This is a genomic window from Psychrobacter sp. KH172YL61 (genome assembly GCF_007182895.1).
GTDB lineage: Bacteria > Pseudomonadota > Gammaproteobacteria > Pseudomonadales > Moraxellaceae > Psychrobacter > Psychrobacter pacificensis.
Map to the genome: position 1 here is coordinate 1 of NZ_AP019516.1, position 13,965 is coordinate 13,965.

At 41.3% G+C, this 13,965-nt stretch carries 9 protein-coding genes and 4 pseudogenes; 11 read left to right on the forward strand and 2 right to left on the reverse strand.

Annotated elements, in window-relative coordinates; genetic code table 11:
• Positions 1-100: 100 nt before the first annotated feature.
• The 5 genes and pseudogenes from dnaA (at position 101) to PKHYL_RS00025 (ending at position 7,513) form a co-directional block, all read left to right on the forward strand.
• Entirely contained in the window at positions 101-958 is an 858-nt protein-coding gene (gene dnaA / locus PKHYL_RS18400; RefSeq protein ID WP_442966099.1) for a chromosomal replication initiator protein DnaA, read from the forward strand.
• A gap of 159 nt (positions 959-1,117) precedes the next feature.
• Positions 1,118-2,293, forward strand: a complete 1,176-nt coding sequence (dnaN, locus tag PKHYL_RS00010) for a DNA polymerase III subunit beta (protein WP_240365692.1) — start codon at positions 1,118-1,120, stop codon at positions 2,291-2,293.
• Positions 2,294-2,422: 129 nt separating this feature from the next.
• Entirely contained in the window at positions 2,423-3,655 is a 1,233-nt protein-coding gene (gene recF / locus PKHYL_RS00015; protein WP_240365693.1) for a DNA replication/repair protein RecF, read from the forward strand.
• A 531-nt stretch (positions 3,656-4,186) separates the two neighbouring features.
• Positions 4,187-6,816, forward strand: a pseudogene (gene gyrB / locus PKHYL_RS00020) (DNA topoisomerase (ATP-hydrolyzing) subunit B).
• A 125-nt stretch (positions 6,817-6,941) separates the two neighbouring features.
• Positions 6,942-7,513: pseudogene (locus tag PKHYL_RS00025) on the forward strand (manganese efflux pump MntP).
• A 214-nt stretch (positions 7,514-7,727) separates the two neighbouring features.
• Here PKHYL_RS00025 and rlmF read toward each other — a convergent pair.
• A pseudogene (rlmF, locus tag PKHYL_RS00030) lies at positions 7,728-8,764 on the reverse strand (23S rRNA (adenine(1618)-N(6))-methyltransferase RlmF).
• Between the two features lie 76 nt (positions 8,765-8,840).
• The gene (locus PKHYL_RS00035) at positions 8,841-9,533 is read right to left on the reverse strand and encodes a LysE family translocator (RefSeq protein WP_071002660.1); all 693 of its coding nucleotides are present in this window, start codon (positions 9,531-9,533) and stop codon (positions 8,841-8,843) included.
• 513 nt (positions 9,534-10,046) lie between these two features.
• Here PKHYL_RS00035 and PKHYL_RS00040 point away from each other — a divergent pair.
• The 6 genes and pseudogenes from PKHYL_RS00040 (at position 10,047) to PKHYL_RS00065 (ending at position 13,906) form a co-directional block, all read left to right on the forward strand.
• Positions 10,047-10,848, forward strand: a pseudogene (locus PKHYL_RS00040) (crotonase/enoyl-CoA hydratase family protein).
• Positions 10,849-11,107: 259 nt separating this feature from the next.
• Positions 11,108-11,317, forward strand: coding sequence for a hypothetical protein (locus PKHYL_RS00045; RefSeq protein ID WP_240365694.1), 210 nt, complete (start codon positions 11,108-11,110; stop codon positions 11,315-11,317).
• Between the two features lie 23 nt (positions 11,318-11,340).
• Positions 11,341-11,637 carry a sce7726 family protein gene (locus tag PKHYL_RS00050; RefSeq protein WP_240365695.1) on the forward strand — a complete coding sequence of 99 codons (297 nt, stop codon included), beginning with the start codon at positions 11,341-11,343 and terminating at the stop codon, positions 11,635-11,637.
• 319 nt (positions 11,638-11,956) lie between these two features.
• A complete protein-coding gene (locus tag PKHYL_RS00055) occupies positions 11,957-12,763 on the forward strand; it encodes a sce7725 family protein (RefSeq protein WP_240365696.1) in 807 nt (268 codons plus the stop codon).
• A 139-nt stretch (positions 12,764-12,902) separates the two neighbouring features.
• On the forward strand, positions 12,903-13,193 hold the full coding sequence (locus PKHYL_RS00060; protein WP_240365697.1) for a hypothetical protein: 291 nt from the start codon (positions 12,903-12,905) through the stop codon (positions 13,191-13,193).
• A 257-nt stretch (positions 13,194-13,450) separates the two neighbouring features.
• The gene (locus PKHYL_RS00065; RefSeq protein ID WP_240365698.1) at positions 13,451-13,906 is read left to right on the forward strand and encodes an RES domain-containing protein; all 456 of its coding nucleotides are present in this window, start codon (positions 13,451-13,453) and stop codon (positions 13,904-13,906) included.
• The last annotated feature ends 59 nt before the right edge of the window (positions 13,907-13,965 follow it).

A 13,965-nucleotide genomic window follows, 5' to 3' on the forward strand; every position in this document is an offset into this window, starting at 1 on the left:
GCCTACAAAGCTTGTTACGAGCTTGGTAAAAAACAATCAAAAAATCGACACAATCCTTTATTTATATATGGACCTTCTGGATTAGGGAAAAACGCATTTAATGCATTCTGTAGCACATCGATATCTAAAAAATAATCAAAGTTTTTATTATTTTACTTCTGAAAAATTTATAAACCAATTAGTTTATTCATTAAGAAATAATAAAATAGAAGATTTTAAAAAGAAAATAAAAAAAGTAGATTTATTGATTGTGGATGATATCCACGTCTTAGCAGGAAAGACCAAAAGTAGTAATGAGTTTTTGACGTTATTTGCAGATTTTACTAGTGGTGACAAACAACTGATTTTGGCTTCTGATCGTCATCCATCACAAATGACGGAATTTGATGAACGCTTTAGATCGCGATTTTCTTGGGGATTGACAGTCGCAGTTGACCCTCCTGAGATTGATACTCGCGTGCAAATTTTGCAGAAAAAAGCCGCTTCTTATGGCATGGTGCTGCCTAAAGAGTGTGCATTGTTTATCGCTCAAAACGTGGTGTCCAACGTCAGACGTTTGGAGGGTGCTCTCAATCAAGTTTTTGCAAATGCTAATTTGACAGGTGCACAGATTACTCTTGAGATGGTGCAATACGCGTTAAAAGACATCGTCGCTATGCGTGTACAAGCCGTAAATATGGATAATATCCGAAAAATAGTCGCTGAATACTATGATGTAACGGTGAAAGACATTATGGGGCGTAAACGTACGCGTAGCATCGCCAGACCTCGCCAAATAGCGATGGCCTTATCGCGTGAGTTAACAGGTGATAGTTTTCCTGAAATTGGTCAATCATTTGGTGGACGTGACCATACTACAGTGATGCATGCTTGCGATAAAGTAAATGAATTACGAGCAGCAGATCCAGCGTTTGACAAGGATTATAAGACGCTAGCGTTGATGTTACAGGCAGGTTAGTAGAGTAAGTCTCCACTGTATTTTAGGGAGAAAATATCGTTTATAATATTGAAAATATAAGCAGATAGATGCTCTGTAGATTATAGTCGGTAGACAAGGTATTATTAGACGATTACGTCAAATTTTTATAAAAAATCATTCAAATAAGAGTAACTAAGCATGCAATTATCGATCAATCGAGAATCGTTACTAAAAGCTATCAACTTGATCGCCAAAGCCGCTGATAAACGCCATAATATGGTGATATTGGGTAATATTAAGCTGCAGTTATCAGAGTCCGAGCTTATCTTGACAGCCTCAGATTTAGAAGTGGAGCTGACATCGACCTTGAAATTGCCTGCTGGTGCTTGTGTTGAAGCAGGAACAACGACGCTACCTGCAACAAAACTAAAAGATATTTGTAAGTCTTTACCTGCACAAGCCCAAGTTAACCTAGCGACTCAAGCGAATGAACGTTGTCTGCTTACCAGTGGCAAGAGCCGTTTCACGCTAGGTACCTTACCAAGTGAAGACTATCCAAGCTTGGGCAATCCTGAAAATATCACGCCGTTGAACATCAGCCGTAGTCGATTGACAGATTTGATTCACAAAACTCAGTTTGCGATGGCAATTCAAGATGTACGTTATTATTTGACGGGTATGCTGTTTGATGTTTCACAGCAGCAGCTGACGACCGTTGCGACTGACGGACATAGATTGGCCTTGGCACGTAGCGTTATAGATGTGAGTGCTGATCTGAGCATGCAGGCTATCTTGCCACGTAAGGCAGTGATCGAGCTTGAGCGTTTGGCGACTGAGCTTGGCAAAATGCTAGGCGATAAGGACAATGCAGTTACGCTGAGTTTTGGGCGTGAGTTTTTGCAAGTGAGCTTACCATTTGGCGATGTAGATAGTGCAGGGCAAGTCAGCCAAAACCTAATGGTGACGTTTACTGCCCGTTTGATTGATGGCAAATTCCCTGATTATCGCCGCGTCATGCCAAGCAATACCGATAAGCTCGCGTTATTTAGTCAAGAAAAAATGACTGACGTATTACGCCGGGTTGCGATTTTAAGTAACGAGAAATCTCGCGGTGTGGTCTTTAATTTTGCCAGTGATGGTATGATAGAAGTACGTGCCAATAATGCTGAGCAAGATGAAGCCGTGGAGATGCTCCAAGCCAAATATCAGGGCGAGCCAATGGAGCTATCATTCAATGCTGCGTATCTACAAGATGTGCTAAGTGTTATTCAAGGTGATTTGCAGATGCATATGAGCCAATCGAATGCTTCAGTGTTGGTCAATCAGCTTAATGATGAGTTCCATCAATACGTCATCATGCCAATGCGTATATAGTCTGATTTTTTGCACATCATACAGCATTGAACCGCGCTAGCATCTTTTGAGTATTTACGCGGACAGCTTAAATTTAAATAAACTTTTGCTTGCTTTGAAAGCTGTAAATAATGGGCGGCTATCGATATCATGATTGAACGTCTACAAATATCAAATCTGCGCAACCTCACACAAGTTAATTTGCAGTCGACCGTTTGCAACGTTGTCATCGGTGCAAATGGTAGCGGCAAAACCTCTTTACTTGAAGCGATATTCTTATTATCGAGAGGCAAGAGCTTTCGGCATCATCAGCCCAAGCGCTATATTCAGCATCATCAAAACTATGCAACGGTCTATGCTAAGCTCAATGATAGTCGTACGTTAGCCATTCAAAAACAAGCAGATGCGACCACCATTCTGCGTCTTAATCAAGCGACTGTCTACAATCAAAGTATATTGACTGAGCAGCTACCCACGCTATTGATAGATCCCTCAACGATGGATATGTTAGAGCAGGGTAGTGCCAGTCGTCGCCAGCTATTAGATTGGTTGGTGTTTCACATGAAACAAGGTTTTCACCCACAATGGGTCGCCTATCAACGCCTGTTAAAACAGCGCAATAGTTTACTAAAAAAGACTCGTCAATTGACTCAAGTCCAGCTAGCTGAGCTAAAGTCTTGGGATAAAGGACTAAGTAATCATGCAGCATTGATACATCATTATCGTGAGCAAGTATTTACTGAGTGGCAGCCTTATTTTGCCAAAAGTGTTCTGCAATTGTTACCGTCTTATGCTGAGCAATTGAGCCTAAGTTATAACGCTGGCTATGACACTAATGTCGCGCTTGATGTGCAGCTTAATGAGCGATTAGAGCAGGATTTACAGTTAGGATATACCCGTATAGGCAATCATCGGGCTGATATCCATGTGCATTGGCGCTCTGATAATGCAGTGCGGTCTGATGATGATGTTGTAGATAGTCAGGCGACAAATACAAATACAGCGTCCTCAAACCATGAGGTAAATGCTAAATTACCAACTCTAAAAGAGCAGGCAGCAAATGTATTGTCCCGCGGTGAAAAAAAACTGCTGATTACGGCACTGCGACTGTCACAGCTGCCTTTATTGCTCAATGATAATGAAGATAGCGCTTCGTTCGATAATAACTCAACATCGAGAGCGACCCCTGTTGTGCTACTAGATGACATCACCGCAGAGCTAGACGATAGGGCGATAGGTATTCTTTTATCAACATTAGCGCAGCTGCCTTGTCAGGTGTTCATGACCAGCTTGACGGATGATATCGTACCTCTGGTTAATGATTTGTGGTCAAAACCTAGATTGTTTCACGTGAAACAAGGCCAGATATTGTCTGTTGATTAATTCCTATTGATTAATTCTTAATCGCTTATCATCACTTTAAGCATTTTCCTGCCTACTTATAACGCCTTTTATGCGTCCTTTACTGAGTATCACAGTCACGACTATTACTTATACTAGCTATTAGGTAGAGACACTGACTCATAAGTCGTAAAACTCCCAGTAAACAGTGACTTACAGACAAAAAAATGCTAAAATAACCCTTTATTTTTGTCCTGTTCTCAGCAATTTATTCGATAGCATCATATAATAGACTTCTATTTTTTATTTCTTTATAAGTAGTTGATAATTAAGTATTTTATTTATTTCAATAGTTTTAACAATGGCTAGAAAAACAAAGACTATTACTAATAAGTAATTTGCCAATTTTATCTCTATGCAGCCTTTTTAGGCTAACGGTGGTTAGTAGTTTAGCCACTCATATGCACTCTAAGTGATGAATAATAGAAGTTGGTTTTAAGATGCCATCATGAGGTGCATTTTTATAAGTGCGCTGATAAAAACGGCTGATTATGGCTAGATTAAGGAATGTACATGAGTGATTCATTACCTATTGACCACGAGCAATTGATAGACGACAGTGCTACTGAAGCCGCTGTGTCTACTGTAGTTTCAGAAGTATTACCTTCTGATTATAGTTCTAAGGATATCCGTGTACTACGTGGGCTAGAGGCTGTACGCGTGCGCCCTGGTATGTATATTGGTGACACTGACGATGGCACAGGCTTGCATCATATGGTCTTTGAGGTCGTGGATAACTCTATCGATGAGGCGCTGGCCGGTCACTGTGATCAGATTGATATTATCATTCACGAAGACGAGTCTGTCAGTGTGATGGATAATGGCCGCGGTGTACCAGTCGATATTCATCCAGAGGAAGGGGGTATCAGCGGCGCAGGTCATCATGACAGTCCTGCATGCAGGCGGTAAGTTCGATGATAATAGCTATAAAGTCTCAGGCGGTCTGCATGGTGTTGGGGTATCGGTCGTCAATGCGTTGTCTAAAAAGCTTGAGATGAATATCTGGCGTGAAGGCTATCATTACCGTCAGACCTATACTGATGGCGTACCTGACGCTGATATTCAGCAGATGGAAGCGACCGATCAAACCGGTACGCAAATCCGCTTTTATCCAAGCAGCGACGTATTCACCGGCACAGTCTTTGAATATGATATTTTGGCAAAACGCCTACGCGAGCTGTCATTTTTGAACTCCGGTGTGCGTATCGTTCTGACCGATGAGCGTATTGATAAGCGTCGTGAGTTTGAGCATAAAGGCGGCTTATTAGAGTTTGTCAGCTATATCAATGCAGGTAAAGACGGTATCAATGAAGTATTCCATTTTACCAGTCAGCAAGACGATGGTATCAGTGTCGAAGTCGCGCTACAGTGGACCGATACGTATAACGAAAAAGTGCTGTGCTTTACCAATAACATTCCGCAAAAAGATGGCGGTACGCATTTATCAGGTTTCCGCTCAGCCCTGACACGTGGCTTAAACAGCTATATGGATCGTGAGAATTTATTCAAAAAGAAAAAGTCGCGGCGACTGGCGATGATGCTCGTGAAGGTCTAACGGCTATTGTCTCGGTGAAAGTGCCTGATCCAAAGTTCTCAAGCCAGACCAAAGACAAGCTGGTCTCAAGTGAAGTGAAATCTGCTGTCGAATCAGCGATGCATGATAAGTTCAATGATTATCTGCTAGAAAACCCAAGCGCTGGTAAAGCCATTGCTAATAAAATCATGGAAGCTGCTCGTGCGCGTGACGCCGCTCGTAAAGCGCGAGATGACCCGCCGCAAGACGACTCTGGATATTGCAGGTCTGCCGGGCAAGTTGGCTGACTGCCAAGAAAAAAGATCCAGTACTATCTGAGCTATATATTGTGGAGGGTGACTCTGCAGGTGGCTCAGCGAAGCAAGGTCGTAGCCGTAAGACTCAAGCGATTTTGCCACTAAAAGGTAAAATTTTGAACGTTGAGCGTGCACGTTTTGACAAAATGCTGTCATCTGCTGAAGTGGGTAACCTGATCACGGCACTCGGCTGCGGTATCGGCCCTGATGAGTATAATCCAGATAAAGTACGCTACCATAAAATCATCATCATGACTGATGCCGATGTGGATGGCTCACACATTCGTACCCTGCTGCTGACGTTCTTTTTCCGTCAAACGCCTGAGCTGATCGAGCGTGGCTATGTATATATCGCCCAGCCGCCGCTATATAAAGTGAAAAAGGGTCGTCAAGAGCTGTATCTCAAAGATGATGAGGCGCTAAAAGCGTATCTATTGTCATCAACCATTGATAGTACCAAGCTACATGTTAGCGCGGATGCGCCTGCTATTACAGGGCAAGCGCTTGAATCATTGCTGAATGATTATAACCAAACTCAGCTGATCAAAGCGCGTTTGCAGATTCGCTTCCCAGCGGTCATCTTGGATGCGTTGACGCACACGCCAAAGCTATCCATTGATATGACTTATGATGAGTCTGCGATGCAGGACTGGCAAAAAGCCATGCAGGTTCAGCTTGACGTCTTTGGTAGTGAGTTAAATCCTGAGATTGAGTTGGTCAATATTCATGCACCGCAGTCACAAGATATGGATTCAGCGGCTGCCGATTTATTGGGTATGACACCTGCAATTGGCACTGAGGCCGCAAGCACCGCAGAAGGCGAAGCATCAGACAATGAGGCTTTATCTACTAAGGCGCAGTGGCTACCACGTGTCACAGTCTATGTGCATCAACTGGCACACCATTATCTGTTAGATGCTAGCTTTATCAACTCAAGTGAGTATGGCAAACTGTTACGTCTATCAAGCGAATGGAATACCCTGCTTGAGAGTGATGCCTTTATCCGCCGTGAAGCAAGTGCGGGCACGACTAAAGATATCCCAGTACGTGACTTCGATTATCTCTGGCAGCAAATGATGCTCGACGCGCGTCGTGGTCTGGCTATCCAGCGCTACAAAGGTCTAGGTGAGATGAACGCCGACCAGCTATGGGATACCACGATGGATCCAGAAAACCGTCGTATGCTACGTGTCACTATCGAAGATGCGATTGCCGCTGATCATATGTTTACCTGCTTGATGGGTGATCATGTCGAGCCGCGTCGTGTCTTCATCGAAGAAAATGCGTTAACCGTCTCAAATCTAGATATCTAATTTTGAAACTGATCAGTAACAATGTATAAAAATACCGCTTCGTCTATCGAAGCGGTATTTTTGTTTCACATGAAACCTTTTTATAAAGCTAATCATACCTGCTATTCGAGTTAAGAGAAAATACCATGATTGAAGTAGTGCTGCTCGCGATTGCACTCGCGATGGATGCGTTTGCTGTATCGATAGGACTGGGCGCAAAGTCACAGAAACAAAGCCAGCAATATGTACGTCATCTCGCTATTTATGCCGCATTATATTTCGGTATCGCGCAGGGTGTGATGCCGTTCATTGGGTATTTATTGGGTGCAGCGCTACTGGGTTGGTTGGCGGCGGCCGCGCCTTTGGATCGGCGGTATCATCTTAATTGCGCTGGGTGGCAAGATGCTGTACGAAGTGCTCAGTGGTGAGGGATGACGAAGACGATATTGACGTGGGCGGTAGTGTCATTAGCCATCGCACCATGTTTACGCTAGCGATTGCCACTAGTATCGATGCCATGGCAGCTGGATTTACGCTAAATTTATTGGCCTTGAACGCGTGGTTAGCTTGCTTGATTATCGCGGTCGTAACGGCTGTGTTTGGCTGGCTTGGGGTCTATTTGGGACGTCGCTCAGGCACATGGCTAGAGGATAAAGCCGAAGTATTGGGCGGTGTGGTACTGATTGCGATTGGTATCAAAGTCATGTTCTTTGGCTAATCTATTTATAGTCAATCAATATTAAAAAGTGGTACAAGGCAGACGAGTGCAAGTACTACAGTAGTAGGCTAAACGAGTCTAACGCTGTAACACTTTAATAGTGGTTCGACTATAGAGTTTCACTTAGCCTTTATGCAAAAAGCACCGCCTTGAATATCAAAGCGGTGCTTTTTTGTTCTCCACGTGAAACTTAGGCGTATTATGTATTCAACGACTATTCTTCGTCGGTATCAAAGCGCCACGCGAGTACACGAGTGCTCTTTTGACCTTGGCTCATCTCAATGATACGCATCTGCGCGACATTAAGCTGCTTTAATAGTAGTTGTAAAGGTTTCACGTTTTCAGATTTTGATACTAACGTCGTGAACCAGCCGACATGCTCTGCAAAGCTTTGGCTTTCGTTTGCCATCTTGGTCAAAAATGCAATCTCGCCACCTTCACTCCACAATTCTTTATGCTGACCACCGAAGTTTAGGTTTTGCGCCGCGTTACCTGACTTGGTTGAATGACGGCTGATTTGCTCGCTTTCATTTTTGCCGCGATGACGTTGTAGGTTGTGCTGCTTACGACTGTTGGCTTCCATCGCTTCTTCTAATGAGGCGTGAAACGGAGGGTTACACACCACCACATCGAAATAATCTTGACGACCAATGATGTTTTTAAAGATGAACTTAGGCTCAGGCTGTAGCTTTACTTTGACCGCGCTTTTTAGCTTAGGATTGGCGTCACAAATGAGGGCGGCAGTATTGACCGAAACCGGATCAATATCGCTTGCGGTAAAGCGCCAGCCGTAGCTTTGGCTACCGACAATCGGATAGATCGCACTGGCACCCGTACCGATATCAAGGGCGTGAATCTCTTTACCGATCGGCGGTGTGTTGTCGGCATTCACGTGCGTGGTCTGCGCGAGTAAATCCGCAATATAGTGAATATAATCGGCACGCCCAGGGATTGGCGGACACAGATAGCCGTCAGGAATATCCCAAAACTTCACGCAGTAATAGTGCGCCAGTAGTGCTTTGTTGAGAGTACGAACCGCCTGATGATCCGAGAAATTAATCGTCGGCTCGCCTTTGGGGTTGGTGATGGTATGCTCAGCAAGCTCAGGCAACGCGCGAGTCAATACGGCAAAGTCGTAACGACCTTGATGTGGATTGCGCGGATGCAATTGACCGAGTTTTTGGCGGTCGCAGGCGATCGGTTTCTGTGTTTACTATTGGCAGGATTACGGGTCATGGGCTTACTTATCATAATGTCAGGCTACGATATATGGATATAAGTCAGCAGTGTAGCAGATTTCACCGCTCGCAAATGAGTTATCGATGGCCTATCGATGACGCAAGATCAGGTTGAGCCCCAATACGATCATCGCAGACCCCAACACACGGTCGATCCAATGCTCAAAACGCTGAAGTCGTCGATGAATTGCAGGGACAGAGAGTAGCATCACCACGGTGCTAAACCATGCCATCTGTAGCACCATCATCCAGACGCCATAAATCGCCAATTGCCAAAGTGGGATGGCTGGCGATAGCACAAGGGTAAAAATCGCCACAAAATAGACAGGCGCTTTTGGGTTGAAGACATTGCAGAAAAACCCGCGACGCAATGTGGTAAAAGTATCGTTAGGTGTTGTAAATTTGGTATGAGTAGAGGCGTCTTGCTTTGCTTGTAAATGATCAATAGGTGCGTTCTCTTGCGTTACTAACGCTGTTAGTTCTAATGGCTTTTTAGGTTTGGCCTGAATACCTTGCCACCCCAGATAGATCAGATAGCCACCGCCCAGCCATTTGATCGCGGTCAATAGCGGCTGCGAGTGGGCAATCACCGTTGCCAATCCTAGCACTGAATAGATAATGTGTACCGATAATCCTAAGGTAATACCCAAACTACAAATCAAACCAGTACGCCGACCTTTGGCTAATGTCTGCTGCGAGACCAACACAAAATCAGGCCCTGGTGAGGCGGCCGCCAGCAAGTGAACGCTCGTGATTAGCAAAAACCCATGCCAAAACTCCATAAAACCCTCTGTACCCTATCCAGTCTGAATCATAGTTGCACTTATCACAAATGAGGTCAACTTTTATCTATTATCGCGCCATTCGAGTCATTGCTATCGCTTGTGTTATGGCTATATGCTGTCTATATTAAATGAAGTATTAAAAATAGTCCTATCGACAAATCGCTATAAATAAGCGATCAAGATTCGACGATATAACTAGGGCGTGTTGAACATTCGCAAATAGGCACTGCTGATTGCTAAAATTGTTCCAGACAAGGCACAAAGCGACGATAATGCAGATGCCTTAACGAGATTTGTAACGCAGTATGGGGCAATTTTAGCATCAGCCCCAACGATAAAAGCAGGGGACAGGACTCTTTTTTGCCTATCGTTAAAAATAAGCGCTTAGAATGACTAAACTTATTATTTTTAACATCGAATCGCCTAAAAATAGTCGCTGTCAGTGCCATGGTCGAATGTTTAACACGCCCTACTCACTTCATAAAAAATAACTTTGACAAGGACATCACCATGACGACGGACAGTACCACGCAAGACAACCGCATTACTTATGACACAGACGGCACTATTTGCCTGATTGGGCTAAACCGCGCCAATAAACGCAATGCTTTTGACAGTCATATGATTACCCAGCTATCTGATGCATTGACTCGATATGAAGACGATGAGCATCTACGCTGTGCGCTTATCTTTGCGCATGGCGATCACTTCACCGCTGGGCTCGATCTGGTCGAGCTACAAGATAAGCTAAACGATGGTGTGTTTGAGTTTGATGATAATCAAATTGATCCGTGGGGCATTAGTGGACGCTTACGTACCAAACCTGTGGTGGTGGCGGTCAAAGGCACGTGCTTTACCGTGGCTATCGAGTTGATGCTCAATTGTGATGTGGTCATCGCAAGCGACAACTGTAACTTTGCGCAAATGGAAGTCCAGCGCGGCATTATGCCATTTGGCGGAGCGACGGTACGCTTTGTCGCGGCGGCAGGCTGGCAAAAAGCCATGCCATATCTACTCACGGGCAAAGCGTTCGATGCGCAAACGGCTGATCGACTGAACTTGGTCAGTGAAGTGGTGGCAAATGGGTCTGAGTACGAGCGCGCATTAACACTGGCACAAGAGATCAGCAAAGCTGCGCCGCTGGGCGTTAGAGGCGCGCTGTCTTCCGCGCAAGATGCGAGCCGCAATGGTGCCGCGAAGGCACTGGCTAATATCCACAGCTATTTGCCGCCACTCTTTCATTCAGAGGGATGCAAAAGAGGGCGTGATGGCGATGGTTGAGAGACGTGAGGCTGAGTTTAAGGGGATGTAAACTGAAAATTTAGACGATTTTTGATTAAATTGTCTAAGTTATAGATAACTGTGATAATTGAGTAAAGTTGCTTATATGAGTAGCATATTAACTAAATAATATTATGTAGCGTTGCTATATTAGAACCATATAATCTAATTCATATTTAGTATTATTATATTTATAGTAGATACGATATAATTGCTAGGTTAGCAGGCTTGATATTTAAGGTAAAAGATGGTAGGCGTGCAAAAAAATATTCAGTTATTCGGGAACTTAAATGTCTACAGATATTAATCAGCTTAGAGATTTATCAACACTTTTCACAAGAAGTGAAATACTTCGATTGTTGAAAAATGACTTTGGCTCAGTTGATAAAAAATTAATAAGATATGATTTGATAGATAAAAGAAGAGGAAGTACATATTTAAAAATATTTAAAGAAGAGTATAGAAAACTCCAAAAAACTATCAAAATGAATATGTTGTAAAAAATGAGTTTCTAAATCAGAAATTGATAAAGGAAATAGGTAATAGACACTCAGTAATTTTTAATGAAATGAGACTGGGTGGTGCAACTGCTGATTTAGCTATTTTTAATGGGGTATCTAAGGTATTTGAAATAAAAACAATACTTGATAAAGAGTATAGATTATCAAAACAGTTAGAGGTTTATAAAAAAATATTCAATGAAGTTTATGTTATAGTTCCACAGGAAAATGTATTACAATATATGAAATACGACAGTAACGTAGCAATTATCTCTTATGATTCAGAAATGACAGAATTCAGAGTGAAAGAGAGGCGATAAAAATATTGATATTGATATTGATGTTCTGATGAATGTTCTGCATTCTAAAGAGTATCTTAATATTACATATGATTACTATGATGAATTACCTGAAATAAATGCTTTTAACCAATTTGAAGTATGTAAAAGTTTAATTTCGAAAATACCATACGAAAAGCTTAACTATTCATTTATAGAAGCTATGAAGAATAGAAAAGTATACAACTCATTTTTTAACAAGGTCAATAATGAATTTAATCAGGTTTGTCTTTCATTGAATTTGAAAGAAGAGCAAAGGAAGGATTTGATTAATAAGTTAAAGACTCATAAGGTGTGTTAAATGTACTATCCATACTTAAGAGGTAGACAGTTCGAATTAATAACAATTAGAGATTTAGCATTAGAGAATGCTTTAGAAAAAGTCACACCTGTCATTGAGCCTGTTAAAGAAAATTTTAATAGCTTAAGTCTTGCTAATAATATATTTCTTGAAAGTGGATTTAAGCCCTTCTTAATAGTAAATCCATCTGTAGGCGAAGTTGTAGGAGATAAAGAGCATTTCCTACAATATATTAGTAAGCTAGAAAGCTCAATGTATAAACCTGCTTTCCACTATTCTGATAATGCAGAATATATCTTGGAATGTATCCATAAGTACAACTTAGAAGACACTATGATTATTGGTCTAGATGACTTCACTAAAGAAGATAGTTTGATTGAACTTTGTAGTAATAATAGTATAAGTCACATCATGCTTTTAGAGCCTCACAGGTATAGGTCTTTAGATAGAAAGATTAAAGATTTAAATAAGATTTATATTAGATTAGATGATCTATTTGAACGTCAACAAAAAAATGCAGATTATCTCGAAATCCCTGCTCACAAATTTTCCGAAGAGCATTTGTACTATAAAGATGACCGATACCAAGGGTTTAGCGATTTTACTGTTTTATCTAAGGAGTATCTCGAAGGTGGAAGTGTCCCAAGAGCTGTTGTTATAAATCTGACTTATATTAATGAAGAGATGAATGATCAAATTTGGATAAGACATTTTACTTCTGATACAAATGATTCTATCTCCAATGTACAAGGAAAATTTGCCGAAGCTACCAAAAAGCTATCAAGTTCTGTGAAGAGTTACCGCTAGAAAATTCAGGTACAGATGAGCTTAAAAAGTACTATGAAGAATTAAAGTATCCTGGTCTTGGTACTGTGAAAAGATAACTATCAAAAACCATTTGCTAGTCGTTAAAAAGTATTTAGATAAAATATCATGAATAGTATATGTGAAAGTTGCTTCCGAAGATAGAGAGTTGAAAGGTTTTATCCTCTCTCAAGGCGAGCGTGGGTCATGTTGTTTTTGTGGCACTGATGATAAAAATATAATAAAAATTGATGAGTTATTAGATTTTTTTGACGAGCTTTTAGGTAATTTCGAGACACATCCTGATGGTATTGGACTTCTAAGCCTCATTCAAGGTGATTGGAGCTTATTCCGTAACAACGAGACAGGTATTAAGTTTCTTAATATAATTATCGATAAGTTAGAAATAAGTTTTTTCATGCAGATGTTCTAGTTAACTATAGCCAAGAAATTTTAAACAATGTAAATTACTGGTTTGATTTGAAAGAGCAGCTAAAATGGGAAAAGAGATACTTAATAGATGTTAACTATCTGACAGATGAGCTAGGATGGGACGGTTTTTCGAAAGTAAGTTTGTAGTGAGTAAAGATGACGTCTTATATAGAGCTAGATTACATCATAGTACAAACGATGAGAAATTTTCTCCTGATAAAATGTTCTGTCCACCTAAAGAAATTAGTACAGCTGGTCGTGCTAATCCCATGGGTATTCCCTTACCTATATTTATCAGATCATGAAGAAACTATACTATATGAGATTAGATCCACGTATTTAGATGAAGTTTCTGTAGGTAAGTTCTCAGTCAAAAATGACTTAGACAGAGATGTAGTAATTTCTGACTTTACTGAAGTTTCTACAATATATCATCCAAATGAGGTAAATAAAAAAATAAAGTCTAGACTATTAAAAAGACATATTAGTAGAGATTTATCTCAGCCTCTCAGGAGGTATGACTCAGAATTAGATTATATACCTACACAATTTATCTGTGAGTTTATTAAAATTTATACAGGTGTGGAAGGCTTGAAATTTACTAGTTCACTGCATAACATTGGTAATAACTATGTGATTTTTAATCAAAACTTATTTGACTGTTTTGAGGTTAAAAAGGTAAATATTTCAAAGGTGAAGATAGGGTATAATTGATTTCGACTAAAGAAAATGTTATTTCTATTAGACTTCTTGCATAAGTCATCGTCAGCCCT